We start from the raw sequence: 26,601 nt of genomic DNA, 5'->3' as shown, positions 1-26,601 counted from the left end.
CCTTGTGCCGGGGTTTCTGTTCCTGGACTCTGCGGTTTTGCTGAAGAAACCGGATCAAAATGTGAGAGTGGGCTTGCTCGCGAATGCGGAGTGCCAGTTGCCCGATGCCTATCTGACCCATTGCATTTGCGAGCAGGCTCACACTGACTGCAATCCTGACTAAAGACCGCACCGCGCCATGAATCGAGGTTTTGAATGACCTGGCAACCCCACATCACCGTCGCCACCCTTGTCGAAGACAACGGCCGCTTCCTGATGGTCGAAGAGCTCAAGGGCGGCCGCGCCGTACTCAACCAGCCCGCCGGCCACCTCGACCCGCATGAAACCCTGACCGAAGCCGCCGTGCGCGAAACCCTTGAAGAAACCGGCTGGGACGTCGAAGCCACCGGCATCGTCGGCATCTACCTGTACACCGCCCCCAGCAATGGTGTGACTTACCAGCGTGTGTGCTTTACCGCCAAAGCCCTGAAACACCACCCGGGCTATCAACTCGACGAAGGCATCATCCGCGCCCGCTGGCTGACCCGCGACGAATTGATGGACCTGCGCGACAGCTGGCGCAGTGAGCTGATCATCCGCTGTATCGACGATTATCTGGCCGGCCAGCGGCACAGTCTCGAATTGATCCGCCCTTCTCTTTAGCCTTGAAGGCTCGGGCCTGATAGAATCGCGTCCTTTTTCAAGACACCCGTTGAAACCTATGCGTGATCCAGCCCCTTCTGACACCCAAAAGAAGCGCGTCATCGTCGGCATGTCCGGCGGCGTGGATTCTTCCGTTTCCGCCGTTCTGCTCATGGAGCAGGGTTATGAGGTGGAAGGCCTGTTCATGAAGAACTGGGAAGAAGACGATGGAACGGAATATTGCACCGCCATGGACGACCTGGCGGATGCCCAGGCCGTGTGTGACAAGATCGGCATCAAGCTGCACACCGCCAACTTTGCCGCCGAGTACTGGGACAACGTGTTCGAGCACTTCCTGGCCGAATACAAGGCCGGCCGCACGCCGAACCCGGACATCCTGTGTAACCGTGAAATCAAGTTCAAGGCGTTCCTCGACTACGCGATGATGCTCGGCGCCGATCTGATCGCCACGGGTCACTACGTGCGCCGCCGCGACATCGAGGGGCGCACCCAACTGCTCAAGGGCCTGGACCCAAACAAGGACCAGAGCTACTTCCTGCACGCCGTCGGCGGTGAACAGATCGCCAAGACCCTGTTCCCCGTGGGCGAACTGGAAAAGCCCGAAGTGCGCAGGATCGCCGAGAAACACGGCCTGGCCACCGCCAAAAAGAAGGATTCGACCGGGATCTGCTTTATCGGCGAGCGCCGCTTCAGCGACTTCCTCAAGCAATACCTGCCGGCGCAACCGGGCGAAATCAAAACCACCGAAGGCGACGTCATCGGCCGTCACCATGGCCTGATGTACCACACCATCGGCCAGCGCCAGGGCCTGGGCATTGGCGGCTTGAAAGACGCCAGTGAGGAGCCGTGGTACGTGCTGGTCAAAGACCTGGAACACAACGTGCTGATTGTTGGCCAGGGCAACGAACATCCATTGCTGTTCTCCGGCGCCCTGCTCGCCTCTGAAATCTATTGGGTCAACCCGATCGACCTGAGCACCCCGCGCCGCTTGACCGCCAAAGTGCGCTATCGCCAAAGCGACCAACCATGCACCCTGGAAAAAACCGCTACTGGCTACCGCGCAACCTTTGATGACCCGCAACGCGCGGTCACCCCTGGCCAGTCCGTGGTGTTCTATGACGGCGAAATCTGTCTGGGCGGCGGCGTGATTGAAGTCGCGCAAGCCTGGAGCAACCCGGCATGAGCCCGACCCAGGAGCAATTGACGGCACTCGGCGGGGTTTTCCTCGCCGCAGTACTGGTGGACAAGATCGCCAAGACTGGCCAAGTCACCGAGGCAGGCCTGACCTGCATGCTCGGCAGCTTGTTGATCCGCGACCCCAAGGACACCCTGGAAGTCTACGGGGGTGACGATATCGCGCTGCGTGAAGGTTACCGCGCCCTGATCGGCGCCCTGGAGCGCGACCCCAGCACCTTGCAGCGCGAGCCATTGCGCTACGCCCTGTCGATGCTCGGCCTTGAGCGTCAACTGGCCAAGCGTGAAGACATGCTCGAGGTCATCGGCAAGCGCCTGCCACAGATTCAGTCCCAGGTGGAACACTTCGGCCCAGCCCACGAAAACGTGGTCGCGGCCTGCGGCGCGCTGTACCAGGACACCTTGAGCACCTTGCGCCAGCGAATCCAGGTGCACGGCGACATGCGCAACCTGCAACAACCGAACAACGCCTCGAAAATCCGCGCCCTGCTCCTGGCCGGTATTCGCTCGGCGCGGTTGTGGCGCCAGCTGGGCGGTCATCGTTGGCAGTTGGTGATCAGTCGTCGCAAATTGCTCAAAGAGCTTTACCCGTTGATGCGCAACGAATAAGTCGCACCAGCAGGCCATTTTCAAGCCGTTACGCGTAATACGCCGGTCAGTTGGCAACGGACCGGCGGATTTTTTCATGTATGATACGCGCCCCATTTCGTTGCCCGACTGTCCGAGAACACCCCATGCAGCTTTCTTCGCTCACTGCGGTTTCCCCTGTTGACGGCCGCTACGCCGGCAAAACCCAGGCCCTGCGCCCTATTTTCAGCGAATACGGTCTGATCCGTGCTCGCGTACTGGTTGAAGTGCGCTGGCTCCAGCGCCTGGCCGCTCACCCTGCCATCAGCGAAGTGCCGGCGTTTTCCGCCGAAGCCAACGCTGTGCTCAACACCCTGGCGGAAAACTTCTCCCTGGAGCACGCCGAGCGTGTGAAAGAGATCGAGCGCACCACCAACCACGACGTCAAAGCCATCGAATACTTGCTGAAAGAGCAAGCGGCGAAGCTGCCGGAATTGGCCCAGGTCAGCGAGTTCATCCACTTTGCCTGCACCAGCGAGGACATCAACAACCTGTCCCACGCCCTGATGCTGCGCGAAGGCCGTGATGACGTCATGCTGCCGCTGATGCGCCAGACCGCTGAAGCCATCCGCGAACTGGCTATCCGTTTCGCCGATGTGCCGATGCTGTCGCGCACCCACGGCCAGCCGGCATCGCCAACGACCTTGGGCAAAGAACTGGCCAACGTGGTGTACCGCCTGGAGCGCCAGATCGCTCAGGTCGCAGCCGTGCCCCTGCTGGGCAAGATCAACGGCGCCGTAGGCAACTACAACGCCCACTTGTCTGCCTACCCTGAGATCGACTGGGAAGCCAACGCCCGCGCCTTCATCGAAGACGAACTAGGCCTGGGCTTCAACCCGTACACCACGCAGATCGAACCGCACGACTACATTGCCGAGCTGTTCGACGCCATTGCGCGCTTCAACACCATCCTGATCGACTTCGATCGCGATATCTGGGGCTACATCTCCCTGGGCTACTTCAAGCAACGCACGATTGCCGGTGAAATCGGTTCGTCGACCATGCCGCACAAGGTCAACCCGATCGACTTCGAAAACTCCGAAGGCAACCTCGGCATCGCCAACGCGCTGTTCCAGCACCTGGCCAGCAAGTTGCCGATCTCCCGCTGGCAGCGCGACCTGACGGACTCCACCGTACTGCGCAACCTCGGTGTGGGCTTTGCTCACAGCGTGATCGCCTACGAAGCCAGCCTCAAAGGCATCAGCAAGCTTGAGCTCAACGCGCAGAAGATCGCCGCTGACCTGGACGCGTGCTGGGAAGTCCTGGCCGAGCCAATCCAGACCGTGATGCGCCGCTACAACATCGAAAACCCTTACGAGAAGCTGAAAGAGTTGACGCGCGGCAAGGGCATCAGCCCCGAAGCACTGCAAACTTTCATCGACGGCCTGGACATGCCAGCCGCGGCCAAGGCCGAGCTGAAACTGCTGACCCCGGCCAACTACATCGGCAACGCTGTAGAGCAAGCCAAGCGCATCTGATTACCGCATGCCCCTTGAGACGCCCGGCCGCGCCGGGCGTTTTTATTTCAGTCTGAAAAGTGCATTTTTTCAATAGGTTACAAATGAATCCTGATATTCCTCTTCAACTTCTGGGCGGCATCACGGCACGGGAATTCCTGCGCGACTACTGGCAGAAAAAACCATTGCTGATCCGTCAGGCCATCCCTGATTTCGAAAGCCCGATCGACGCCGATGAACTGGCCGGCCTGGCCCTGGAAGAAGAAGTCGAATCGCGTCTGGTGATCGAACACGGCGAGCGTCCGTGGGAACTGCGTCGTGGCCCGTTCGCTGAAGACGCCTTCAGCACCCTGCCCGAACGTGAGTGGACCCTGCTGGTGCAGGCCGTCGACCAGTTCGTACCGGAAGTGGCCGAGCTGCTGGAGCAGTTCCGCTTTCTGCCGAGCTGGCGCATCGACGATGTGATGATCAGCTTTGCTGCCCCGGGTGGTAGCGTTGGTCCGCACTTCGACAACTACGATGTGTTCCTGCTGCAAGCCCAGGGCAAGCGCAACTGGAAGATCGGCCAGATGTGCAGCTCCGAAAGCCCGCTGCTGCAACACGCTGACCTGCGCATCCTCGCCGAATTTGAAGAAAGCGCCGAATGGGTCCTGGAACCGGGCGACATGCTCTACCTGCCGCCGCGCCTGGCGCACTTCGGCATCGCCGAAGATGACTGCATGACCTACTCGGTCGGCTTCCGCGCGCCAAGCGCTGCTGAAGTGCTGACCCACTTCACCGACTTCCTGGCCCAGTACCTGACCGACGAAGAGCGTTACACCGACGCCGACGCCCAACCCGTCAGCGACCCGCACCAGATCCAGAGCGACGCCCTCGACCGCCTCAAGAGCCTGCTGGCCGAGCACATGAGCGACGAGCGCATGCTGCTGACTTGGTTCGGCCAGTTCATGACCGAGCCACGCTACCCGGAACTGGTGGCCGGCGAAGAAGTGGGCGAAGAAGACTTCATCAGCAGCTTGCAAGACGGCGCGATCCTCGTGCGCAACCCGAGCGCGCGTATGGCCTGGTCGGAAGTGGACGACGACGTGCTGCTGTTCGCCAGCGGGCAAAGCCGTTATTTGCCGGGCAAACTGCGCGAATTGTTGAAGCTGATCTGCGCCGCCGACGCCTTGCACGCTGAAAACCTCGGCCCATGGCTGGCGGATGAAGACGGTCGCGACCTGCTGTGCGAATTGGTCAAGCAAGGCAGCCTGGGATTTGCCGATGAATAAGATTCACGTACGTGTCGCGGACTGGCGAATGGATATCGACGAGATTCGGCGCATTCGTGAAGCGGTGTTTATCGCTGAACAATCGGTTCCACCTGAGCTGGAGTGGGACGCTGACGACGCTGGCGCCATGCACTTTCTAGCATTTGAAGGCGACTTTCCTATCGGCACTGCTCGCCTGCTGCCCAGCGGCGAGATTGGTCGCGTATCAGTGCTCAAGGACTGGCGCGGACTGAAGGTCGGCGACAAGCTGATGGAAGCTGTGATCGGCGAGGCCGAGAAACGCGGCCAGACCAAGCAGTTTCTGAGTGCACAGGTTTATGCTGCGCCGTTCTATGAGCGGTTGGGTTTCAAGATTGTCAGTGATGAATTTCTTGAAGTCGGGATTCCGCATGTGGATATGGTGCGCGGGGACTGATCCGAAACCGCGTCGCCTGCGATAGCGATATCAGCAACACCAAAAATGCCCTGCCATGCCAGGGCATTTTGCCGTCCAGAATTCAATTTGCGACCCGCCAGGCCGACAAACTGGCAAACTCAAGCCCAAATGACTCGCAGAGATCACGGACATGTCCCTACGCACCCTGCTCACCGCCGTTCTCCTGACCACCAGCTTCGCGGCTGTGGCCGACACTGAAGTCGTCAACCTGAGCAACCGCACCAGCGCCGACCTGCTGCCTGTGGCACAGAACTTCATTGGCAAGGACGGCACCGTCAGTGCCTACGGCAACCAACTGATCGTTAACGCTGACCCCGCCAAGATCCAGGACTTGCGCGCCCTGCTCTCGCAACTGGACACCCCGACCAAGCGTTTGCTGATCACTGTCGACACCAACGAAAGCAATCAGCAGAACAGCGGCGACAGCCAGACCCGCATCATCAGCTACGGCACGACCAGCCGCGACGGCGGTATCCAGCAGATCCAGGCCAGTGAAGGTGTACCCGCCTTGATCCAGGTGGGTCAAAGCGTACCGCTCACTACCACCCAGCAAGACAGCTATGGTCGCCCGCAAAACCAGACCCAGTACCGCAACGTCACCCAGGGCTTCTACGTCACAGCCAGCGTCACCGGTGAAACCGTGCACCTGGCAATCAGTACCAACCGTGACCGCATGAGCCAGGAACGTCCCGATGTAGTGAACGTACAAAGCACCGACACAACCGTCAGTGGGCAGTTGGGTGAGTGGATTACCCTGGCCGGCATCAATCGCCAGACCCAGGCCGACAAATCCTCTACAACCCGCAGCTACTCTACTCAGGGCCGCGACGACCTGACAGTGCGAGTCAAGGTCGACACCCTGAACTGAAGCACCAAAAACTGACTGATGAGTCGTATTAGACTAAAGATGTAGTGCTGCAAAAAAATCACTACAAAACATTTGACGATCCAAAAAAGCATGGGCATGATGGCCTCGCTCCCGCTGATCAGGGGCCCTGGCAAGGGCCTTCGGATCGCTGCTCTAAGCTACCCACCTGAGCCGATTCGTGTCTGTACCGCCCACAAGGTGTGTTTGACGAGGTTGCGACTGGAACGAAGTTGTCCCGAGGGACGGAAGCTAACCAGGTAACCCGGCTACACGCTGCTGAACACCTAAGGGCCCACGACGCCTGAAGACTGTTCCTGGTCTGCCTTTACCTGCTCCCCCCTCTCGCCAATCGTTCATCCCGTCGCATTCCCCGCCAGACCCGACATGACCGCCTAAGCTTCTGGTCAGCGAGCAGCCCTGCCCACGCATTGAATGCAGGGCTGGCAAATGGATTTTTCCACCACACGAAGACGCGACGAGGTTTACTCCCATGGCACTGACACGCGAACAGCAAATTGCAGCCCTCGAGAAAGACTGGGCTGAAAACCCACGCTGGAAAGGCGTGACCCGCGCTTATTCCGCTGCTGACGTCGTCCGCCTGCGTGGCTCGGTTCAACCTGAGCACACCTTTGCAAAACTCGGCGCCGAGAAGCTGTGGAACCTGGTCACCCAAGGTGCCAAGCCTTCCTTCCGTCCCGACAAAGATTTCGTCAACTGCATGGGCGCCCTTACCGGTGGCCAGGCAGTACAACAGATCAAAGCAGGTATCCAGGCAATCTACCTGTCCGGCTGGCAAGTGGCGGCGGACAACAACTCCGCTGAATCCATGTACCCCGACCAATCGCTGTACCCGGTGGATTCGGTTCCAACCGTGGTCAAGCGCATCAATAACTCGTTCCGTCGTGCCGACCAGATCCAATGGAAAGCCGGTAAAGGCCCGGGCGACGAAGGCTACATCGACTACTTCGCCCCCATCGTGGCTGACGCTGAAGCCGGTTTCGGCGGCGTACTGAACGCCTACGAGCTGATGAAGAGCATGATCGAGGCAGGCGCTGCCGGCGTGCACTTCGAAGACCAGTTGGCTTCGGTGAAGAAGTGCGGCCACATGGGCGGCAAAGTACTGGTGCCAACCCAGGAAGCCGTACAGAAGCTGACCGCTGCTCGCCTGGCCGCTGACGTTGCCGGCACCCCGACCATCATCCTGGCGCGTACCGATGCCAACGCCGCTGACTTGCTGACCTCCGACTGCGACCCATACGACAAGCCATTCGTGACCGGCGAACGTACTCAGGAAGGTTTCTACAAGGTTCGCGCTGGTCTCGACCAGGCAATCGCCCGCGGCCTGGCCTACGCGCCGTACGCTGACCTGATCTGGTGCGAAACCGCCAAGCCGGACCTTGACGAAGCCCGTCGTTTCGCCGAAGCGATCAAGAAGGAGTACCCGGACCAACTGCTTTCGTACAACTGCTCGCCGTCCTTCAACTGGAAGAAAAACCTGGACGACGCGACCATCGCCAAGTTCCAGCGCGAACTGTCCGCCATGGGCTACAAGCACCAGTTCATCACCCTGGCCGGCATTCACAATATGTGGCACAGCATGTTCAACCTGGCGCACGACTACGCGCGCAACGACATGACCGCTTACGTGAAGCTGCAGGAGCAGGAATTCGCTGACGCAGCCAAGGGTTACACCTTTGTGGCGCACCAGCAGGAAGTGGGCACCGGCTACTTCGACGACATGACCACCGTGATCCAGGGCGGCACCTCGTCCGTGACCGCGCTGACCGGTTCGACCGAAGAAGAGCAGTTCCACTAAGTATCGAGTAAACGGCCACTGCGTAACCGTTCAAAAGCTAAACGCAGTGCCGCACAACAATCACGCCCCGACTGGTTCGGGGCGTTTTTTTGCCCACTAAAATCCCCCTGACGATAAAAGTCAAAATCTGTGTGGGCTTGCTCGCTCCCACAAGGGAATGCATCCAGCCTGAAGACTTAGTGCAAAACATTGATCCAGAGCGGTATTCGCCTCGATCAAATCGGTTAAAAGATCCCCATCAGCAACTAAGTGCCCATCCAGCAAGTAACAACAACTCCCGCGCCACACGAGAAACATTCGCTTAAACCCCACGCAAACAATATTCATTATCATTTGACCCATGAAAACTTCTTTACAGGTTAAACAAAACACATTTGATTAAATGCCTGCTAATGCCCGCCCCATAAGGGCTACAGCCCCACGAAGGTGCACTATGTGCTTATTCCATCGAATAATTTCGCTATCGGAATTTTACTTGCCCGGTGTTTAGCCATAAAATCACCGCGATTGATTGCAGTGCGACATATCGTCACTGCATCGTTACTTTTTCGAGCTCAGAGACCTTTGCTCTCTGTTAAGGATTTCTAGCATGACCGAAGCGACAGGACTCATGGCCCACAACTGGGGCTTTGCCATTTTCCTCCTCGGTGTTGTCGGCCTTTGCGCCTTCATGCTCGGCGTCTCCAGCCTCCTCGGGTCAAAAGCCTGGGGCCGTAGCAAAAATGAACCGTTCGAGTCCGGCATGCTGCCTACAGGTGGCGCCCGCTTGCGGCTATCAGCCAAATTCTATCTGGTCGCGATGCTCTTCGTGATCTTCGATATCGAAGCCCTTTTTCTCTTTGCCTGGTCTGTGTCCGTCCGCGAAAGCGGCTGGACCGGATTCGTCGAAGCCCTCGTTTTCATAGCAATTCTGTTGGCAGGCCTTGTCTACTTGTTCCGAGTGGGCGCCCTTGATTGGGCTCCGGAAGCTCGGCGTAAGCGGCAAGCGAAGCTGAAACAATGAGGCTTTGGCGATGCAATACAATCTCACCAGGATCGACCCGGATGCTCCTAACGATCAGTACCCTATCGGCGAACGGGAAACCGTTTCCGATCCGTTAGAAGATCAAGTCCACAAAAACATCTACATGGGCAAGCTGGAAGACGTGCTGAGTGGCGCGGTCAACTGGGGGCGTAAAAACTCCCTGTGGCCGTACAACTTCGGTCTGTCCTGCTGCTACGTGGAAATGACCACCGCCTTCACGGCGCCCCACGATATCGCGCGCTTTGGCGCCGAAGTTATCCGGGCATCGCCGCGTCAGGCGGATTTCATGGTTATCGCCGGTACCTGCTTTATCAAGATGGCGCCGATCATTCAGCGTCTCTACGAGCAAATGCTCGAACCAAAGTGGGTTATTTCCATGGGTTCGTGCGCCAACTCCGGTGGCATGTACGACATCTACTCAGTGGTTCAAGGGGTGGACAAGTTCCTGCCCGTGGACGTCTACGTGCCTGGCTGCCCGCCCCGCCCTGAAGCGTTCTTGCAAGGCTTGATGCTGTTGCAGGAATCGATTGGCAAGGAGCGTCGCCCGCTTTCCTGGGTCGTCGGCGATCAAGGCGTGTATCGCGCCGAGATGCCGTCGCAAAAGGAACAGCGCCGCGAACAGCGTATCGCAGTCACCAACCTGCGCAGCCCCGACGAAGTCTGATCCAGCACCGCTTCTTTTATAGAACGAAAACCTGGCTTCATTCTTTACGTTGACCGAAAGCGATAAAAAAACCATGACTACAGGCAGCGCTCTGTACATCCCGCCTTATAAGGCAGACGACCAGGATGTGGTCGTCGAACTCAATAACCGTTTTGGCCCTGACGCCTTCACCGCCCAGGCCACACGCACTGGGATGCCGGTGCTGTGGGTGGCGCGCGCCAAGCTCGTCGAAGTCCTGACATTCCTGCGTAACCTGCCCAAGCCGTACGTCATGCTCTATGACCTGCATGGCGTGGACGAGCGTCTGCGCACCAAGCGTCAAGGCCTGCCGAGCGGCGCCGATTTCACCGTGTTCTATCACCTGCTGTCGATCGAACGTAACAGCGACGTGATGATCAAGGTCGCGCTGTCCGAAAGCGACCTGAGCGTACCGACCGTGACCGGCATCTGGCCGAACGCCAGCTGGTACGAGCGTGAAGTCTGGGATATGTTCGGTATCGACTTCCCGGGCCACCCGCACCTGACGCGCATCATGATGCCGCCCACCTGGGAAGGTCACCCGCTGCGCAAGGACTTCCCTGCCCGCGCCACCGAATTCGACCCGTACAGCCTCAACCTCGCCAAGCAACAGCTTGAAGAAGAGGCCGCACGCTTCCGTCCGGAAGACTGGGGCATGAAGCGTTCAGGCACCAACGAGGACTACATGTTCCTCAACCTGGGCCCGAACCACCCTTCGGCTCACGGTGCCTTCCGTATCATCCTGCAACTGGACGGCGAAGAAATCGTCGACTGCGTGCCGGACATCGGCTACCACCACCGTGGTGCAGAGAAGATGGCCGAACGTCAGTCGTGGCACAGCTTCATCCCGTACACCGACCGTATCGACTACCTCGGCGGCGTGATGAACAACCTGCCGTACGTGCTTTCTGTCGAGAAGCTGGCCGGCATCAAGGTTCCGGACCGCGTCGACACCATCCGCATCATGATGGCCGAGTTCTTCCGGATCACCAGCCACCTGCTGTTCCTGGGTACCTATATCCAGGACGTTGGCGCCATGACCCCGGTGTTCTTTACCTTCACCGACCGTCAGCGCGCCTACAAGGTCATCGAAGCCATCACTGGCTTCCGCCTGCACCCGGCCTGGTACCGCATCGGCGGTGTGGCCCACGACCTGCCGAACGGCTGGGAGCGCCTGGTCAAGGAGTTCATCGACTGGATGCCCAAGCGTCTGGACGAGTACCAAAAGGCAGCGCTGGACAACAGCATCCTCAAAGGCCGTACCATCGGCGTCGCCCAGTACAACACCAAAGAAGCCCTGGAATGGGGCGTCACCGGTGCTGGCCTGCGTTCGACCGGCTGCGATTTCGACCTGCGTAAAGCGCGCCCCTACTCCGGCTACGAGAACTTCGAATTCGAAGTCCCGCTGGCGGCCAACGGCGATGCCTACGACCGTTGCATCGTGCGCGTCGAAGAAATGCGCCAGAGCCTGAAGATCATCGAGCAGTGCATGCGCAACATGCCGGCCGGCCCGTACAAGGCGGATCACCCGCTGACCACGCCGCCGCCGAAAGAGCGCACGCTGCAGCACATCGAAACCCTGATCACGCACTTCCTGCAAGTTTCGTGGGGCCCGGTAATGCCGGCCAACGAATCCTTCCAGATGATTGAAGCGACCAAGGGTATCAACAGTTACTACCTGACGAGCGATGGCGGCACCATGAGCTACCGCACCCGGATTCGTACGCCAAGCTTCCCGCACTTGCAGCAGATCCCTTCGGTGATCAAAGGCGAGATGGTCGCGGACTTGATTGCGTACCTGGGTAGTATCGATTTCGTTATGGCCGACGTGGACCGCTAAGCATGAATAGCACGCTTATCCAGACAGACCGTTTCACCCTGAGTGAAACCGAGCGCTCGGCCATCGAGCACGAGCTGCATCACTACGAAGACCCGCGCGCGGCGTCGATCGAAGCCTTGAAGATCGTCCAGAAGGAACGTGGTTGGGTGCCTGACGGCGCTCTCTACGCCATCGGCGAGATGCTCGGCATCCCCGCCAGCGACGTTGAAGGCGTGGCGACGTTCTACAGCCAGATCTTCCGCCAGCCGGTGGGTCGCCACATCATTCGCGTGTGCGACAGCATGGTCTGCTACATCGGCGGCCACGAGTCTGTGGTCAGCGAGATCCAGAACAAGCTGGGCATCGGCCTCGGCCAAACCACCCCGGACGGCCGCTTCACGCTGCTGCCGGTGTGCTGCCTGGGCAACTGCGACAAGGCGCCGGCGTTGATGATCGACGACGACACATTCGGTGACGTACAGCCTGCTGGCGTGACCCAATTGCTCGAGGGCTACCCATGACCCTGACATCTTTCGGCCCGGCCAACCTGATCAAGCGTTCGGCCGAGACTCACCCGCTGACCTGGCGCCTGCGTGACGACGGCGAGCCGGTGTGGCTCGACGAGTACCAGGCCAAGAACGGTTACGCCGCTGCGCGCAAAGCCTTCGCCGACATGGCCCAGGACGATATCGTCCAGACCGTGAAAGACGCCGGCCTTAAAGGCCGCGGCGGTGCAGGCTTCCCCACGGGTGTTAAGTGGGGCCTGATGCCCAAGGACGAATCCATCAACATCCGCTACCTGCTGTGCAACGCGGATGAGATGGAGCCGAACACCTGGAAAGACCGCATGCTGATGGAGCAACTGCCCCATCTGCTGATTGAAGGCATGCTGATCAGCGCCCGCGCGTTGAAAACCTACCGTGGCTACATCTTCCTGCGTGGCGAATACACCACCGCCGCCAAGCACCTCAACCGTGCGGTGCAGGAAGCCAAGGCCGCAGGCCTGTTGGGCAAGAACATCCTCGGTTCGGGTTTCGACTTCGAACTGTTCGTGCATACCGGCGCCGGGCGTTATATCTGCGGTGAAGAAACCGCACTGATCAACTCCCTCGAAGGCCGCCGCGCCAACCCGCGCTCCAAGCCGCCCTTCCCTGCCGCCGTGGGCGTGTGGGGCAAGCCGACCTGCGTGAATAACGTAGAAACCCTGTGCAACGTGCCGGCGATCATCGCCGACGGCGTCGACTGGTATAAATCGTTGGCCCGCGAAGGCAGCGAAGACATGGGCACCAAGCTCATGGGGTTCTCCGGCAAGGTCAAGAACCCTGGCCTGTGGGAGCTGCCGTTCGGCGTGACCGCACGCGAGCTGTTCGAGGATTATGCCGGCGGCATGCGCGACGGCTACACCTTGAAAGCCTGGCAGCCAGGCGGCGCCGGTACCGGTTTCCTGCTGCCTGAGCACCTCGACGCGCAAATGTATGCCGGCGGCATCGGCAAGGTGGGCACCCGGATGGGTACCGGCCTGGCGATGGCGGTCGACAACACGGTCAACATGGTTTCGTTGCTGCGCAACATGGAGCAGTTCTTCGCGCGTGAATCGTGCGGTTTCTGCACGCCATGCCGCGACGGTCTGCCATGGAGCGTGAAGCTGCTGATGGCGCTGGAAAATGGGGAAGGCCGCGAGGGTGATATCGAAACCCTGCTCGGCCTGGTCGGCTTCCTTGGTCCAGGCAAGACCTTCTGTGCTCACGCACCGGGCGCCGTGGAGCCATTGGGCAGCGCAATCAAATACTTCCGCTCGGAGTTCGAAGCCGGCATCGCGCCTACCAGCGCCGCCGTCCCGCCTCTGGCAAGGCCGATCGTAGTCGGCGCGTAACGCTTTAAAAGGCGAAGGGTCCGTGCCCTTCGCTTTCTCATGTGCTGACGCCTTTAGGGCTGTGTAGATGCACATGAATAACAAGATTCCATTAGCCACGCCCGCTGACAACGGGCCAACGAAGAACTTTGAACCATGGCCACTATCCACGTAGACGGCAAAGCGCTCGAAGTCGATGGGGCAGACAACCTGTTACAGGCATGTCTCTCACTAGGCCTCGACATCCCGTATTTCTGCTGGCACCCCGCGCTTGGTAGCGTCGGTGCCTGTCGCCAGTGTGCGGTCAAGCAATACACTGACGAGAACGACACCCGTGGTCGTATCGTCATGTCGTGCATGACGCCAGCCACCGACAACACCTGGATCTCCATCGACGATGAAGAATCCAAGGCGTTCCGCGCCAGTGTCGTTGAATGGCTGATGACCAACCACCCCCACGACTGCCCGGTCTGTGAGGAAGGCGGTCACTGCCACCTGCAAGACATGACGGTGATGACCGGCCACAACGAGCGCCGTTATCGCTTCACCAAGCGCACCCACCAGAACCAGCAACTGGGCCCATTCATTTCCCACGAGATGAATCGTTGCATCGCTTGCTATCGCTGCGTGCGTTTCTATAAAGACTACGCCGGCGGCACCGACCTCGGCGTGTTCGGCGCCCACGACAACGTGTACTTCGGTCGCGTTGAAGACGGCGTGCTCGAAAGCGAATTCTCCGGCAACCTCACCGAGGTCTGCCCGACCGGTGTGTTCACCGACAAGACCCACTCCGAGCGCTACAACCGTAAATGGGACATGCAGTTCTCGCCGAGCATCTGCCATGGCTGCTCCAGCGGTTGCAACATCTCGCCAGGCGAACGCTACGGCGAACTGCGTCGCATCGAAAACCGCTTCAACGGTTCGGTCAACCAGTACTTCCTGTGCGACCGTGGCCGTTTCGGCTATGGCTACGTCAACCGCGAAGACCGCCCGCGCCAGCCACTGCTGGCCGGCGGCGCCAAGCTGAGCCTGGACGACGCGCTTGATAAAGCCGCCGAACTGCTGCGCGGCCGCAACATCGTCGGTATCGGTTCGCCACGCGCCAGCCTCGAAAGCAACTTCGCGTTGCGCGAACTGGTCGGCGCTGAGCACTTCTACAGCGGTATCGAAGCCAGTGAACTGGAGCACATCCGCCTGGTCTTGCAAGTGCTGAACGACAGCCCGTTGCCGGTTCCGAACATGCGTGACATCGAAGACCACGACGCGATCTTCGTTCTCGGTGAAGACCTGACCCAGACCGCCGCGCGTATCGCCCTGTCGCTGCGCCAGTCGGTCAAAGGCAAGGCCGAAGACATGGCCGACGCCATGCGCGTACAACCTTGGCTCGACGCTGCGGTGAAAAACATCGGCCAGCACGCGCTGAACCCGCTGTTTATTGCAAGCATCGCTGAAACCAAACTCGACGATATCGCCGAAGAGTGCGTACACGCAGCACCGGACGACCTGGCTCGCATCGGTTTCGCCGTGGCCCACGCCCTCGACGCCAGCGCGCCTGCCGTCGAAGGCCTGGACACTGAAGCCGTTGAACTGGCCCAGCGTATCGCCGACGCCCTGCTGGCCGCCAAACGCCCATTGATCATTGCCGGTACCTCGTTGGGTTCCAAGGCGCTGATCGAAGCCGCTGCCAACATCGCCAAAGCCTTGAAGCTGCGCGACAAGAACGGCTCCATCAGCCTGGTCGTACCGGAAGCCAACAGCCTCGGGCTGGCCATGCTCGGTGGCGAGTCCCTGGACGCGGCACTGCACGCCGTGATCGACGGCAACGCCGACGCCATCGTCGTGCTGGAAAACGACCTGTACACCCGCACGGATTCGGCCAAGGTCGACGCCGCGCTGGACGCTGCCAAAGTACTGATCGTTGCCGACCACCAGAAGACCGCCACCAGCGAGCGTGCCAACCTGGTGCTGCCAGCCGCTACCTTCGCCGAAGGCGACGGTACCCTGGTCAGTCAGGAAGGCCGCGCCCAGCGCTTCTTCCAAGTGTTCGACCCGAAATACATGGACGCCAGTATCCTGGTTCACGAAGGCTGGCGCTGGCTGCATGCCCTTCGCGCGACCCTGCTGAACCAGCCAATCGACTGGACCCAGCTCGACCACGTCACCGCTGCCACCGCCGCAAGCGCGCCGCAGCTGGCACGTATCGTCGATGCGGCTCCGTCCGCCGCGTTCCGCATCAAGGGCATGAAACTCGCCCGTGAGCCGCTGCGTTACTCCGGTCGTACCGCCATGCGCGCCAACATCAGCGTGCACGAACCGCGTACGCCGCAGGACCCGGACACCGCGTTCAACTTCTCGATGGAAGGTTACTCCGGTTCGGTCGAGCCACGTCAGCAGGTGCCATTTGCCTGGTCGCCGGGCTGGAACTCGCCGCAGGCCTGGAACAAGTTCCAGGACGAAGTCGGTGGTCACATCCGCGCTGGCGACCCGGGCACCCGCCTGATCGAAAGCACCGGTGACTCGCTGAACTGGTTCGCGTCCGTCCCGCGTCCGTTCAACCCGGCCCCGGGCACCTGGCAGGTTGTGCCGTTCTTCCACCTGTTCGGCAGCGAAGAGAACTCTTCCAAGGCCGCGCCGGTTCAAGAACGCATTCCAGAAGCCTACGTGGCCCTGGCCAAGTCCGAAGCCGACCGCCTTGGCGTCAACGAGGGTGCCCTGCTCAGCTTGAACGTGGCTGGCCAGACCCTGCGTCTGCCGCTGCGCATCAACGAAGCGCTGGGTGCTGGCCTGGTTGCCCTGCCGAAAGGCATCGCCGGTATTCCAGCGGCGATCTTTGGCAAAACCGTTGACGGTCTGCAGGAGGCAGCGCAATGACTTGGTTCACGCCTGAAGTGATTGACGTGATCATCTCGGTGGTCAAGGCCATCGTGATCCTGTTGGCCGTGGTCGTCGCGGGCGCTCTGCTCAGCTTCGTCGAACGTCGCCTCTTGGGCTGGTGGCAGGACCGTTACGGTCCGAACCGCGTTGGCCCGTTCGGTATGTTCCAGATCGCTGCCGACATGCTGAAAATGTTCTTCAAGGAAGACTGGACCCCGCCGTTTGCCGACAAGGTGATCTTCACCCTGGCACCGGTCGTGGCCATGAGCGCCTTGCTGATCGCCTTTGCGGTCATCCCGATCACCCCGACCTGGGGCGTGGCGGATCTGAACATCGGCTTGCTGTTCTTCTTCGCCATGGCCGGCTTGTCGGTCTACGCGGTGCTGTTCGCGGGTTGGTCGAGTAACAACAAGTTCGCCCTGCTGGGCAGCTTGCGGGCGTCAGCCCAGACCGTGTCCTACGAAGTGTTCATGGGCCTCGCGCTGATGGGCATCGTGGTGCAGGTCGGCTCGTTCAACATGCGCGACATCGTCGAGTACCAAGCGCAGAACCTGTGGTTCATCATTCCGCAGTTCTTTGGCTTCTGTACCTTCTTCATCGCTGGCGTCGCCGTGACTCACCGTCACCCGTTCGACCAGCCGGAAGCAGAACAGGAACTGGCTGACGGTTACCACATTGAATACGCCGGCATGAAATGGGGCATGTTCTTCGTTGGCGAGTACATCGGCATCATCTTGATCTCGGCCCTGCTGGTCACGCTGTTCTTCGGCGGCTGGCACGGACCGTTTGGCATCCTGCCGCAGTTGGCGTTCTTCTGGTTCTTCCTGAAGACCGCGTTTTTCATCATGTTGTTTATCCTGCTGCGCGCTTCCATTCCGCGTCCACGATACGACCAGGTGATGGATTTCAGCTGGCGCTTCTGCCTGCCACTGACCCTGATCAATTTGCTGGTGACTGCTGCCGTTGTGTTGTTGAACACGCCAGCGGCCGCGGTTCAGTGAGGATTTGACCCATGTTCAAATATATTGGCGACATCGTTAAGGGTACCGGTACCCAGTTGCGAAGCCTGGTGATGGTTTTCGGCCATGGCTTTCGCAAACGCGACACCCTGCAATACCCGGAAGAAGCGGTGTACCTGCCGCCGCGTTATCGCGGCCGTATCGTGCTGACCCGCGACCCCGACGGCGAAGAGCGTTGCGTAGCCTGCAACCTGTGCGCCGTGGCGTGCCCGGTGGGTTGCATCTCCCTGCAGAAAGCTGAAACCGAAGACGGTCGCTGGTACCCGGACTTCTTCCGCATCAACTTCTCGCGCTGCATTTTCTGCGGCCTCTGCGAGGAAGCTTGCCCGACCACCGCAATCCAGCTGACACCGGATTTCGAGATGGCCGAGTTCAAACGTCAGGACCTGGTGTACGAGAAAGAAGATCTGCTGATCTCTGGTCCCGGTAAAAACCCTGATTACAACTTCTATCGTGTTGCAGGTATGGCCGTTGCTGGTAAGCCGAAAGGCGCCGCGCAAAACGAAGCCGAGCCGATCAACGTGAAGAGCTTGCTGCCTTAAGGAAGAAAGATGGAATTCGCTTTCTATTTCGCGTCCGGTATTGCAGTGGTGTCCACGCTTCGCGTGATCACCAACACCAATCCTGTGCACGCCCTGCTCTACCTGATCATTTCGCTGATCGCCGTGGCCATGACCTTTTTCGCACTCGGCGCGCCGTTCGCCGGTGTGCTGGAAGTGATCGCCTACGCCGGCGCCATCATGGTGCTGTTCGTGTTTGTGGTGATGATGCTCAACCTCGGTCCGGCTTCGGTCGCCCAGGAACGCGTCTGGCTCAAGCCTGGCATCTGGCTCGGCCCAGTCATCCTCGCAGCGCTGCTGCTGGCTGAACTGCTGTATGTGCTGTTCGCTCACCAGAGCGGCCAGGCCATCGGCCACACCACCGTGGACGCCAAGGCCGTGGGCATCAGCCTGTTCGGTCCTTACCTGCTGGTGGTCGAACTGGCGTCGATGCTGCTGCTCGCCGCAGCCATCACTGCCTTCCACTTGGGCCGCAACGAAGCCAAGGAGCAATGACGATGCCTGCTATCCCTTTGGAGCATGGTCTGGCGGTCGCCGGCATCCTGTTCTGCCTTGGCCTGGTCGGCCTGATGGTTCGCCGTAACATTTTGTTCGTGTTGATGAGCCTGGAAATCATGATGAACGCCGCAGCACTGGCGTTCATCGTGGCAGGCGCACGTTGGGGCCAGCCGGATGGACAAGTGATGTTCATCCTGGTGATCAGCCTGGCAGCCGCCGAGGCCAGTATCGGCCTGGCGATCCTGCTGCAACTGTATCGTCGCTTCCACACGCTTGATATCGACGCTGCCAGTGAGATGCGCGGATGAACATGATCTTTCTGACTTTCGTATTCCCCCTGATCGGTTTCCTGCTGCTGTCGTTCTCTCGCGGGCGCCTGTCGGAAAATGTGTCTGCCTTAATTGGTGTGGGTTCCATTGGCCTGTCGGCCATCGTTGCTGCCTACGTGATCTGGCAATTCAACGTGGCGCCGCCGGAAGGCGGCCACTACACCCTGGTGCTGTGGCAGTGGATGTCTGTGGAGGGTTTCAAGCCAAACTTCGCCCTCTACGTCGACGGCCTGTCGATCACCATGCTCGGCGTGGTCGTCGGTGTGGGCTTCCTGATCCACCTGTTCGCATCCTGGTACATGCGCGGTGAAGCCGGATACTCGCGCTTCTTCTCGTACACCAACCTGTTTATCGCCAGCATGCTGTTCCTGGTACTGGGCGATAACCTGTTGTTCCTGTACTTCGGTTGGGAAGGCGTGGGCCTGTGCTCGTACCTGTTAATCGGTTTCTACTACAGCAACCGCAACAACGGTAACGCCGCACTCAAGGCCTTTATCGTTACCCGCATCGGCGACGTGTTCATGGCCATCGGCCTGTTCATCCTGTTCCAACAGGTGGGCACGCTGAACATCCAGGAACTGCTGGTGCTGGCACCGCAGAAATTCCAGGTCGGCGACTTCTGGATCACCCTGGCCACACTGATGCTGCTGGGCGGCGCTGTCGGTAAATCCGCGCAACTGCCGCTGCAAACCTGGCTGGCGGACGCGATGGCCGGTCCTACCCCGGTTTCCGCACTGATTCACGCGGCAACCATGGTGACTGCGGGTGTGTACCTGATCGCGCGTACCCACGGCCTGTTCACCCTGGCGCCGGATATCCTGCACCTGGTGGGCGTAGTGGGCGGCGTGACCCTGGTACTTGCCGGCTTTGCCGCGCTGGTGCAAACCGACATCAAGCGTATTCTCGCCTACTCGACCATGAGCCAGATCGGCTACATGTTCCTGGCCCTGGGCGTTGGTGCCTGGGACGCGGCGATCTTCCACCTGATGACCCACGCCTTCTTCAAGGCCCTGCTGTTCCTTGCGTCCGGTGCGGTGATTGTTGCCTGCCACCACGAGCAGAACATCTTCAAGATGGGCGGCCTGTGGAAGAAACTGCCACTGGCCTACGCCAGCTTCATCGTCGGTGGCGCTGCCCTCGCAGCCCTGCCGCTCGTGACCGCCGGTTTCTACTCGAAAGACGAAATCCTCTGGGAAGCCTTTGCCAGCGGTAACCAGAACCTGCTGTACGCAGGCCTGGTGGGTGCGTTCATGACCTCGCTGTACACCTTCCGCCTGATCTTCATCACCTTCCACGGTGAAGCCAAGACCGAAGCACACGCAGGCCATGGCATTTCGCATTGGTTGCCTTTGTCGGTACTGATCATCCTGTCGACCTTCATCGGCGCACTGATCACGCCACCCCTGGCCGGTGTACTGCCGGAAAGCGCTGGCCATGCCGGCGGCGCTGCCAAGCACAGCCTGGAAATCGCCTCGGGCGCCATCGCCATCGCAGGTATCCTGCTGGCGGCCCTGCTGTTCCTGGGTAAACGTCGCTTCGTGACGGCCGTTGCCAACAGTGGCATTGGTCGTTTCCTGTCGGCCTGGTGGTTCGCTGCCTGGGGCTTCGATTGGCTCTACGACAAACTGTTCGTCAAGCCTTACCTCGCCATCAGCCACGTACTGCGTAAAGACCCGCTCGACCAGACCATCGGTTTGATCCCGCGTGCCGCCAAGGCCGGTCACACCGCCCTGAGTCGCAGCGAAACGGGCCAATTGCGTTGGTATGCAGCCTCCATGGCGGCCGGTGCCGTTTTGGTGATCGGCGCCATCGTCGTGGTAGCGGCCTGACTATGTTTGATTGCACTGCCAACTTTGCGAACTTGCGAAAGGAAACGAGCCTGTCATGATTCTGCCCTGGCTAATCCTGATCCCCTTTATCGGCGGCCTGCTCTGCTGGATGGGTGAACGCTTCGGCGCCACCCTCCCCCGCTGGATTGCGTTGCTGACCATGTCCCTGGAACTCGCACTCGGCCTCTGGCTGTGGGCCCATGGCGACTATTCATTTGCTCCGGCACCGGGTGCCGATCCAACCTTCGCGCTTGAGTTCAAGCACGTGTGGATCCAGCGCTTCGGCATCAACGTGCACTTGGCCCTCGACGGCCTGTCGTTGTTGATGATCCTGCTGACCGGCCTGCTGGGTATCCTTTCGGTACTCTGCTCCTGGAAAGAGATCCAGCGTCACGTGGGCTTCTTCCACCTGAACCTGATGTGGATCCTGGGCGGCGTTGTCGGCGTGTTCCTCGCCCTCGACCTGTTCATGTTCTTCTTCTTCTGGGAAATGATGCTGGTGCCGATGTACTTCCTCATCGCGCTCTGGGGTCACAGTTCTTCGGACGGCAAGAAAACCCGGATCTACGCGGCGACCAAGTTCTTCATCTTCACTCAGGCTTCCGGCCTGATCATGTTGGTGGCGATCCTGGGGCTGGTACTGGTCAACTTCAACAGCACGGGCGTGATTACGTTCAACTACGCCGACCTGTTGAAAACCAAGATGTCCCTGACCACCGAGTACATCCTGATGCTGGGCTTCTTCATCGCGTTCGCGGTGAAGCTGCCGGTGGTGCCTTTCCACTCCTGGCTGCCGGATGCCCACGCACAGGCGCCGACTGCCGGTTCCGTGGACTTGGCTGGTATTCTGTTGAAGACTGCGGCCTACGGCCTGCTGCGTTTCGCCCTGCCGCTGTTCCCGAACGCCTCGGCCGAGTTCGCGCCGATCGCCATGACGCTGGGTCTGATCGGGATCTTCTACGGCGCGTTCCTGGCCTTCGCACAAACCGACATCAAGCGTCTGATTGCCTTCTCGTCCGTTTCCCACATGGGCTTCGTACTGATCGGCATCTACTCCGGCAGCCAGTTGGCATTGCAAGGCGCCGTGATCCAGATGTTGGCCCACGGTGTCTCGGCCGCTGCACTCTTTATCCTGAGTGGCCAGCTGTACGAACGCCTGCACACCCGTGACATGCGGGAAATGGGTGGCGTGTGGTCGCGCATCGCTTACCTGCCGGCGATCAGCCTGTTCTTTGCCGCCGCGTCGCTGGGCTTGCCGGGTACCGGTAACTTCATCGGCGAGTTCCTGATCCTGATGGGTGCCTTCGTGCAAACACCGTGGATCAGTGCGATTGCTACCTCCGGCCTGGTGTTTGGTTCGGTCTACTCGCTGATCATGATCCACCGCGCCTACTTCGGCCCGGCCAAGTCCGACACCGTCCTGCAAGGGATGGATGCTCGCGAACTGATCATGGTGCTCGGCCTTGCGGTACTGCTGATCTACATCGGCGTGTACCCGCAACCGTTCCTGGACACTTCTGCCGCGACGATGCATGGCGTGCAGCAGTGGTTCGGCACCGCCTTCTCTCAACTCGCTTCGGCCCGGTAAGAGCGCTATGGAATTCACGATCCAACACTTTATCGCGCTTGCGCCGCTGCTGATTACCAGCCTCACCATCGTGGTGGTGATGCTGGCAATCGCCTGGCGCCGCAATCACTCGCAAACGTTCCTGCTGTCGTGTGCCGGTCTCAACCTGGCCCTGCTGTCGATCATTCCGGCCCTCAAGGTCGCACCACTGGCGGTCACGCCACTGATGATGGTCGATGACTTCGCGCTGCTGTACATCGCGTTGATCCTGGTCGCGACCCTGGCCTGCGTCACCCTCGCCCACGCCTACCTCGGCGAAGGCGGCACCGGCTACCCGGGCAACAAGGAAGAGCTGTACCTGCTGATCCTGCTGGCTGCGGCCGGCGGTATCGTGCTGGTCAGCGCTCAGCACCTGGCCGGCTTGTTCATCGGCCTGGAACTGCTGTCGATCCCGACCTATGGCCTGGTGGCCTATGCCTTCTTCAACAAGCGCTCGCTGGAAGCCGGCATCAAGTACATGGTGCTGTCGGCCGCCGGTTCAGCGTTCCTGTTGTTCGGTATGGCCCTGCTCTACGCCGAAGCTGGCAGCCTGAGCTTCACCGGCATCGGCCACGCGCTGGCGGCGACCAGCATGCCTGCGCCGATTGCCCAACTGGGCCTGGCCATGATGCTGATCGGCCTGGCGTTCAAGCTGTCCCTGGTGCCTTTCCACTTGTGGACCCCGGACGTGTACGAAGGCGCCCCGGCGCCGGTGGCAGCGTTCCTGGCGACCGCGTCGAAAGTGGCCGTGTTTGCGGTGATGGTGCGTCTGTTCCAGATCTCCCCCGCCGCCAACACCGGCGTGCTGAGCGACGTGCTGACCGTGATCGCCATTGCTTCGATCCTGTTCGGTAACCTGCTGGCCCTGACCCAGAACAACCTCAAGCGTCTGCTGGGTTACTCCTCCATCGCTCACTTCGGTTACTTGCTGATCGCCCTGGTGGCGAGCAAGGGCCTTGCCGTGGAAGCCATGGGCGTGTACCTGGTCACCTACGTGATCACCAGCCTCGGCGCATTCGGCGTGATCACGCTGATGTCCTCGCCGTTCAAAGGCCGTGACGCCGACGCGCTGTACGAATACCGCGGCCTGTTCTGGCGCCGTCCGTACCTGACTGCCGTACTCACCGTGATGATGCTGTCCCTGGCGGGTATCCCGCTGACTGCCGGCTTTATCGGCAAGTTCTACATCGTGGCGACCGGTGTTCAAGCGCATGAATGGTGGCTGGTTGCATCGCTGGTGCTAGGCTCCGCCATCGGCGTGTTCTATTACCTGCGCGTGATGGTCACCCTGTACCTGATCGAGCCAAACCTGCGCCGTGTGGACGCCGAGCTGCACTGGGAACAGAAGGCAGGCGGCGTGATGCTGCTGGCCATTGCCCTGCTCGCGTTCTTCTTGGGCGTGTACCCACAACCGTTGCTCACACTGGTGCAGCACGCGGTGCTGGGCGTTTGATCGCTTAGCGGGATGCAGTAAACAAAAACGGCGCCTTCGGGCGCCGTTTTTGCGTTATGGGGAAGAATCAGGACACTGCGCCGTACGGATTGATGCGGTCCTTGAGGTCCACGGTGTCGCTGCCAAAGTCATCTACCTTGAGCCTGGTGCGGCTCATCGATAGTGCGACGGGCGCCCACTGGGTGTAACTGCTCTGGCCGTCGAAGCTCAGGCGATAAGGTTCGTGCGCCGTGGCCTGCGGGCGTCAGCACGCAGCTTGTCATTTTGAATGAACCTTTTTGAACGCTCCCGTATCCATCTATAACAACACAGGGAGGCAACATGAGTACCGCAAAAATCTACACCATCAACTACCAACTGCACGGTCAACGGAAGTCCTTTGTGGTGCGCGCCGAAGTGATGAACAACGCCGAGGCATGGCACTGGGCGGCCGTTGATGCCGACATTGCGCATGTCAGTCGCGTGGGTCGAGTCGGCCACGAACAAGTGAAGAAAACTACCCGGCCTTGGGCGGAGAAATTCGGCATTACCGACGTCATCTGGATCGCGCCCAAATAAACAAAAGCCCCGCACAAAGGCGGGGCTCGATTTAAGGCTTTAAGTCGCCCAACGGATCGTAGGGCGGCTTTTTTTCGGCCTGGTCTTTCTTGTCCTTGTCCAGCGGTGCAATGGCAGGGCCGATGGGGTCGACCTGTGGGTCTGCCACATCCGGCGAATCCGGGTCGAAGCCCAATTCATCCTTACCGCTGGCATGCTCGTCTGAAGACGGACCTTTCGGTGGGTTATTCACGGCGATCTCCTTGTTTAGACCGGGCGGGCTTTGTCGTGAAGGTTTTCCAGGTCTTCCTCGACGCGTTCCACGTCGTCGTTCTGACGCTCCGCCGGGTCATTGGGGCGCAACGCATCGTTGTCACGCTCCTCTTCACCGGGTGTGCGATCAGGGTTCGGGGTGCCAGGCGGCGGCTGCTTGTATTCGGACATGGTGGTTCACCTCAAAGGGTCTACACAGATTTAGAGAAACCGCTGTGCGCCATCGTTCAACTTGTTTGCCCAAGCGTGAGATGATGCCCGCCCCTTCTGGAGAAACGACCCGGATGTTCGAGCTCAAACCCTGCGACCCTGTCACCTTTCGCCAACAGACCCGGCGCAGTACGCTGATCGTGGCGGTGCTCTTCCTGGCCCTGGGTATGCTGCTGTCGAGCCTGGCAGTGATGCTGTTCGGCGAGCCCGGCGGTGATAACTTCCGCTTCAATGTCGGCGGCGTCTTCGCCGGGGTGCTGATCACTTTGGCCCTGGTGCGCGGGCCGTTCTGGACCCAGCCTTGGCTGGCGTCGGCGGTGTACGGTTGGCAACTCAAGCGCAGCCTGATGAGCGTGACCAATGTGATGCACAAGGTCACCGAGCGGGCCCAGGCCAATGACCCGACGGCGATCAAGGTGCTGCGTTTTTATCACCTGGGCCTGACGCAAATGCATGAGTTGGACGCCAACTCCAGCGCTCAGGCGCAATTGGTCGGTGAGGTCGAGGCCCATAAGGCCAAGATGCACACGTTGGGCATGGACACCGAGCAAACCCGTTTCGATCCGGCCTGGCTGCAAAGCTTCAAAACCCCTTGAATCATTGCGCTGAGCGTGGCACTTCGCTACGAAACAGCGCCGTACCTGCATAAATAAACAGCAGGACGATCGCGATAATCAAGGCGGTAAATTCGCGTGGAACGTCCGACTTTTTTCAGCACCAGCAGGCAACCAGGCTCACACCCGCCGAGCCGGTACGTAGCTGCCCCCCCTCGCACATGTTCAGTGGCTTGCAGTGACGAACAGTGCACTCAGGTCCAGATGCCCCTCCTTGATTGGTGGGCACCAGTAGTATCCACCGGTCAGCGGCGTGCTGATGCGATACAACCCATCGACAATCCCATCTTCCAGGCCGCTCATGCGGCGCAGTTGCGCTTCAAACGCATCAAAGGAATGACCAAACGCAAGAAACATCAACCCGGCCTGGCCATTCTCGGCCCATGGCATGGAACGGCGTACCACGAAGGCTTGCGGGGTAAAGCTTTCCTGGGCGGTGCGTTTGGTGTGGGCGGACTCGGGGGCGTCGTCGAGTTCTTCGTTGTCGCCGTGGCGACGGCCGATGATGTGGTCGCGCTCTTGCGCAGGCAAGGCGGCGAAGGCGTCGAGGTCGTGCTGCCACTGCTGGATCGCGGCAAAACTGGCGCCGCTGTCGGTCAGGGCCGCTTCAACCGCTGCGTCGTCATGGGGGTTTTCAGTGCCGTCTTCGTAGTCGGTCAGGTCGAAGCCGGTTTTGTAGCGGAAACCTTCGGTCGTCTGCACCAGGCGAAACGCCGGGGCCAGGGCCTTTTCAAACGCGCGGCTGCGCAACAGCAGTTCACCACGATCCACACCGTGCAACCACACCCACAGTGCTTGCTGTGTCGACGGGTTATGCGCGCCCGGCCCGCTGACGGTGGGGAATGTGCGCAGGCCTTCAATCCGTGCGCCCAGCGCGTTTACCAGCAGCTCGCCAAAACCGACCACTGCCGCCGAATCGGCCAACTGCACCAACGCGTCCAGCGCTGCAGGAACGGCGGCCAGGGAATCCACGGCAAAAAACAGATGGCGTGCCTGCAACGGCACCGGTGCGGCAAGAATGCCCGGCTGGTACTGACTCATGTGAACTCCTTCAAGAAAGCCGCCAAGTTTACCCGGCCAGCGCGGGCTTGTGCTCAAGGTTTTCCAGGTC

Annotated in this window: 26 protein-coding genes; 23 read left to right on the top strand and 3 right to left on the bottom strand. The window is 60.1% G+C overall.

Annotation, left to right across the window (positions count from 1 at the left end; all coding sequences use genetic code 11):
- Positions 1-195 precede the first annotated feature (195 nt).
- The 22 genes from AACY44_RS20375 to AACY44_RS20270 all read left to right on the top strand — a co-directional run bounded on the left by AACY44_RS20375 (position 196) and on the right by AACY44_RS20270 (position 24,414).
- The gene (locus AACY44_RS20375) at positions 196-642 is read left to right on the top strand and encodes an NUDIX hydrolase (RefSeq protein ID WP_339417875.1); all 447 of its coding nucleotides are present in this window, start codon (positions 196-198) and stop codon (positions 640-642) included.
- 58 nt (positions 643-700) lie between these two features.
- Positions 701-1,825, top strand: a complete 1,125-nt coding sequence (gene mnmA, locus AACY44_RS20370; RefSeq protein WP_339417876.1) for a tRNA 2-thiouridine(34) synthase MnmA — start codon at positions 701-703, stop codon at positions 1,823-1,825.
- On the top strand, positions 1,822-2,445 hold the full coding sequence (gene hflD, locus AACY44_RS20365) for a high frequency lysogenization protein HflD (RefSeq protein WP_065872067.1): 624 nt from the start codon (positions 1,822-1,824) through the stop codon (positions 2,443-2,445). The genes mnmA and hflD overlap by 4 nt, the downstream gene beginning before the upstream one ends.
- A 125-nt stretch (positions 2,446-2,570) precedes the next feature.
- Positions 2,571-3,941 (top strand): adenylosuccinate lyase, encoded by a 1,371-nt coding sequence (gene purB, locus AACY44_RS20360; RefSeq protein WP_032889684.1) that lies wholly within the window; start codon positions 2,571-2,573, stop codon positions 3,939-3,941.
- Between the two features lie 83 nt (positions 3,942-4,024).
- Positions 4,025-5,191: a ribosomal protein uL16 3-hydroxylase gene (locus tag AACY44_RS20355; RefSeq protein ID WP_049712673.1), complete on the top strand. Its 1,167-nt coding sequence runs from the start codon at positions 4,025-4,027 to the stop codon at positions 5,189-5,191.
- Positions 5,184-5,606: a GNAT family N-acetyltransferase gene (locus tag AACY44_RS20350; protein ID WP_339417882.1), complete on the top strand. Its 423-nt coding sequence runs from the start codon at positions 5,184-5,186 to the stop codon at positions 5,604-5,606. Before AACY44_RS20355 ends, AACY44_RS20350 begins: the two co-directional genes overlap by 8 nt.
- A 151-nt stretch (positions 5,607-5,757) precedes the next feature.
- On the top strand, positions 5,758-6,495 hold the full coding sequence (locus AACY44_RS20345) for a secretin N-terminal domain-containing protein (protein WP_339417884.1): 738 nt from the start codon (positions 5,758-5,760) through the stop codon (positions 6,493-6,495).
- Between the two features lie 490 nt (positions 6,496-6,985).
- Positions 6,986-8,311 carry an isocitrate lyase gene (gene aceA / locus AACY44_RS20340; RefSeq protein ID WP_339530938.1) on the top strand — a complete coding sequence of 442 codons (1,326 nt, stop codon included), beginning with the start codon at positions 6,986-6,988 and terminating at the stop codon, positions 8,309-8,311.
- Between the two features lie 589 nt (positions 8,312-8,900).
- The gene (locus AACY44_RS20335) at positions 8,901-9,314 is read left to right on the top strand and encodes an NADH-quinone oxidoreductase subunit A (RefSeq protein WP_003219575.1); all 414 of its coding nucleotides are present in this window, start codon (positions 8,901-8,903) and stop codon (positions 9,312-9,314) included.
- A gap of 10 nt (positions 9,315-9,324) precedes the next feature.
- Positions 9,325-9,999, top strand: a complete 675-nt coding sequence (locus AACY44_RS20330; RefSeq protein WP_012724951.1) for a NuoB/complex I 20 kDa subunit family protein — start codon at positions 9,325-9,327, stop codon at positions 9,997-9,999.
- Between the two features lie 73 nt (positions 10,000-10,072).
- Entirely contained in the window at positions 10,073-11,857 is a 1,785-nt protein-coding gene (gene nuoC, locus AACY44_RS20325; protein ID WP_065872063.1) for an NADH-quinone oxidoreductase subunit C/D, read from the top strand.
- A gap of 2 nt (positions 11,858-11,859) precedes the next feature.
- A complete protein-coding gene (gene nuoE, locus AACY44_RS20320) occupies positions 11,860-12,357 on the top strand; it encodes an NADH-quinone oxidoreductase subunit NuoE (protein ID WP_049712670.1) in 498 nt (165 codons plus the stop codon).
- Positions 12,354-13,709 (top strand): NADH-quinone oxidoreductase subunit NuoF, encoded by a 1,356-nt coding sequence (gene nuoF, locus AACY44_RS20315; RefSeq protein WP_065872061.1) that lies wholly within the window; start codon positions 12,354-12,356, stop codon positions 13,707-13,709. The genes nuoE and nuoF overlap by 4 nt, the downstream gene beginning before the upstream one ends.
- A 135-nt stretch (positions 13,710-13,844) precedes the next feature.
- Entirely contained in the window at positions 13,845-16,559 is a 2,715-nt protein-coding gene (gene nuoG / locus AACY44_RS20310; RefSeq protein WP_339417893.1) for an NADH-quinone oxidoreductase subunit NuoG, read from the top strand.
- Positions 16,556-17,563 (top strand): NADH-quinone oxidoreductase subunit NuoH, encoded by a 1,008-nt coding sequence (gene nuoH / locus AACY44_RS20305; protein ID WP_012724954.1) that lies wholly within the window; start codon positions 16,556-16,558, stop codon positions 17,561-17,563. The genes nuoG and nuoH overlap by 4 nt, the downstream gene beginning before the upstream one ends.
- 11 nt (positions 17,564-17,574) lie before the next feature.
- On the top strand, positions 17,575-18,123 hold the full coding sequence (gene nuoI, locus AACY44_RS20300) for an NADH-quinone oxidoreductase subunit NuoI (RefSeq protein WP_003174725.1): 549 nt from the start codon (positions 17,575-17,577) through the stop codon (positions 18,121-18,123).
- Positions 18,124-18,132: 9 nt separating this feature from the next.
- The gene (gene nuoJ / locus AACY44_RS20295; protein WP_049712667.1) at positions 18,133-18,636 is read left to right on the top strand and encodes an NADH-quinone oxidoreductase subunit J; all 504 of its coding nucleotides are present in this window, start codon (positions 18,133-18,135) and stop codon (positions 18,634-18,636) included.
- Positions 18,637-18,638: 2 nt separating this feature from the next.
- Complete coding sequence (gene nuoK, locus AACY44_RS20290) at positions 18,639-18,947, top strand: NADH-quinone oxidoreductase subunit NuoK (RefSeq protein ID WP_003174727.1); 309 nt, start codon at positions 18,639-18,641, stop codon at positions 18,945-18,947.
- Positions 18,944-20,797, top strand: coding sequence for an NADH-quinone oxidoreductase subunit L (gene nuoL, locus AACY44_RS20285; protein ID WP_339427839.1), 1,854 nt, complete (start codon positions 18,944-18,946; stop codon positions 20,795-20,797). The genes nuoK and nuoL overlap by 4 nt, the downstream gene beginning before the upstream one ends.
- Positions 20,798-20,852: 55 nt before the next feature.
- Positions 20,853-22,385, top strand: coding sequence for an NADH-quinone oxidoreductase subunit M (gene nuoM / locus AACY44_RS20280; RefSeq protein ID WP_049712665.1), 1,533 nt, complete (start codon positions 20,853-20,855; stop codon positions 22,383-22,385).
- Positions 22,386-22,392: 7 nt separating this feature from the next.
- Complete coding sequence (nuoN, locus tag AACY44_RS20275) at positions 22,393-23,856, top strand: NADH-quinone oxidoreductase subunit NuoN (protein ID WP_049712664.1); 1,464 nt, start codon at positions 22,393-22,395, stop codon at positions 23,854-23,856.
- A 321-nt stretch (positions 23,857-24,177) separates the two neighbouring features.
- Positions 24,178-24,414 (top strand): DUF6555 family protein, encoded by a 237-nt coding sequence (locus tag AACY44_RS20270; protein WP_339417897.1) that lies wholly within the window; start codon positions 24,178-24,180, stop codon positions 24,412-24,414.
- A 31-nt stretch (positions 24,415-24,445) separates the two neighbouring features.
- On the opposite strand, the gene AACY44_RS20265 is transcribed toward AACY44_RS20270, so the two are convergent.
- Together AACY44_RS20265 and AACY44_RS20260 are read right to left on the bottom strand one after the other, a co-directional pair.
- A complete protein-coding gene (locus tag AACY44_RS20265) occupies positions 24,446-24,646 on the bottom strand; it encodes a DUF6021 family protein (RefSeq protein ID WP_314566665.1) in 201 nt (66 codons plus the stop codon).
- 14 nt (positions 24,647-24,660) lie between these two features.
- Positions 24,661-24,837, bottom strand: a complete 177-nt coding sequence (locus AACY44_RS20260) for a hypothetical protein (RefSeq protein WP_339427840.1) — start codon at positions 24,835-24,837, stop codon at positions 24,661-24,663.
- A 113-nt stretch (positions 24,838-24,950) separates the two neighbouring features.
- Here AACY44_RS20260 and AACY44_RS20255 point away from each other — a divergent pair, with 113 nt between their 5' ends.
- Positions 24,951-25,472 (top strand): DUF3087 domain-containing protein, encoded by a 522-nt coding sequence (locus AACY44_RS20255; protein WP_339417901.1) that lies wholly within the window; start codon positions 24,951-24,953, stop codon positions 25,470-25,472.
- A 183-nt stretch (positions 25,473-25,655) separates the two neighbouring features.
- Here the strand turns inward: AACY44_RS20255 and AACY44_RS20250 are convergent, their stop codons facing one another.
- Positions 25,656-26,531: a Dyp-type peroxidase gene (locus AACY44_RS20250; protein ID WP_339417902.1), complete on the bottom strand. Its 876-nt coding sequence runs from the start codon at positions 26,529-26,531 to the stop codon at positions 25,656-25,658.
- Positions 26,532-26,601: the final 70 nt, after the last annotated feature.

Source organism: Pseudomonas sp. RA_15y_Pfl1_P11 (assembly GCF_963970975.1).
Classification (GTDB): Bacteria; Pseudomonadota; Gammaproteobacteria; order Pseudomonadales; family Pseudomonadaceae; genus Aquipseudomonas; species Aquipseudomonas tritici.
Note: the sequence above shows the minus strand (reverse complement) of the source record. Positions and strands in the feature narration are given on the sequence as shown.

Bases quoted from the DNA above. Each gene is read 5' to 3' on its own strand.
- AACY44_RS20375 (WP_339417875.1), top strand. From the start codon at position 196: ATGACCTGGCAACCCCACATCACCGTCGCCACCCTTGTCGAAGACAAC.
- mnmA (WP_339417876.1), top strand. From the start codon at position 701: ATGCGTGATCCAGCCCCTTCTGACACCCAAAAGAAGCGCGTCATCGTC.
- hflD (WP_065872067.1), top strand. From the start codon at position 1,822: ATGAGCCCGACCCAGGAGCAATTGACGGCACTCGGCGGGGTTTTCCTC.
- purB (WP_032889684.1), top strand. From the start codon at position 2,571: ATGCAGCTTTCTTCGCTCACTGCGGTTTCCCCTGTTGACGGCCGCTAC.
- AACY44_RS20355 (WP_049712673.1), top strand. From the start codon at position 4,025: ATGAATCCTGATATTCCTCTTCAACTTCTGGGCGGCATCACGGCACGG.
- AACY44_RS20350 (WP_339417882.1), top strand. From the start codon at position 5,184: ATGAATAAGATTCACGTACGTGTCGCGGACTGGCGAATGGATATCGAC.
- AACY44_RS20345 (WP_339417884.1), top strand. From the start codon at position 5,758: ATGTCCCTACGCACCCTGCTCACCGCCGTTCTCCTGACCACCAGCTTC.
- aceA (WP_339530938.1), top strand. From the start codon at position 6,986: ATGGCACTGACACGCGAACAGCAAATTGCAGCCCTCGAGAAAGACTGG.
- AACY44_RS20335 (WP_003219575.1), top strand. From the start codon at position 8,901: ATGACCGAAGCGACAGGACTCATGGCCCACAACTGGGGCTTTGCCATT.
- AACY44_RS20330 (WP_012724951.1), top strand. From the start codon at position 9,325: ATGCAATACAATCTCACCAGGATCGACCCGGATGCTCCTAACGATCAG.
- nuoC (WP_065872063.1), top strand. From the start codon at position 10,073: ATGACTACAGGCAGCGCTCTGTACATCCCGCCTTATAAGGCAGACGAC.
- nuoE (WP_049712670.1), top strand. From the start codon at position 11,860: ATGAATAGCACGCTTATCCAGACAGACCGTTTCACCCTGAGTGAAACC.
- nuoF (WP_065872061.1), top strand. From the start codon at position 12,354: ATGACCCTGACATCTTTCGGCCCGGCCAACCTGATCAAGCGTTCGGCC.
- nuoG (WP_339417893.1), top strand. From the start codon at position 13,845: ATGGCCACTATCCACGTAGACGGCAAAGCGCTCGAAGTCGATGGGGCA.
- nuoH (WP_012724954.1), top strand. From the start codon at position 16,556: ATGACTTGGTTCACGCCTGAAGTGATTGACGTGATCATCTCGGTGGTC.
- nuoI (WP_003174725.1), top strand. From the start codon at position 17,575: ATGTTCAAATATATTGGCGACATCGTTAAGGGTACCGGTACCCAGTTG.
- nuoJ (WP_049712667.1), top strand. From the start codon at position 18,133: ATGGAATTCGCTTTCTATTTCGCGTCCGGTATTGCAGTGGTGTCCACG.
- nuoK (WP_003174727.1), top strand. From the start codon at position 18,639: ATGCCTGCTATCCCTTTGGAGCATGGTCTGGCGGTCGCCGGCATCCTG.
- nuoL (WP_339427839.1), top strand. From the start codon at position 18,944: ATGAACATGATCTTTCTGACTTTCGTATTCCCCCTGATCGGTTTCCTG.
- nuoM (WP_049712665.1), top strand. From the start codon at position 20,853: ATGATTCTGCCCTGGCTAATCCTGATCCCCTTTATCGGCGGCCTGCTC.
- nuoN (WP_049712664.1), top strand. From the start codon at position 22,393: ATGGAATTCACGATCCAACACTTTATCGCGCTTGCGCCGCTGCTGATT.
- AACY44_RS20270 (WP_339417897.1), top strand. From the start codon at position 24,178: ATGAGTACCGCAAAAATCTACACCATCAACTACCAACTGCACGGTCAA.
- AACY44_RS20260 (WP_339427840.1), bottom strand. From the start codon at position 24,837: ATGTCCGAATACAAGCAGCCGCCGCCTGGCACCCCGAACCCTGATCGC.
- AACY44_RS20255 (WP_339417901.1), top strand. From the start codon at position 24,951: ATGTTCGAGCTCAAACCCTGCGACCCTGTCACCTTTCGCCAACAGACC.
- AACY44_RS20250 (WP_339417902.1), bottom strand. From the start codon at position 26,531: ATGAGTCAGTACCAGCCGGGCATTCTTGCCGCACCGGTGCCGTTGCAG.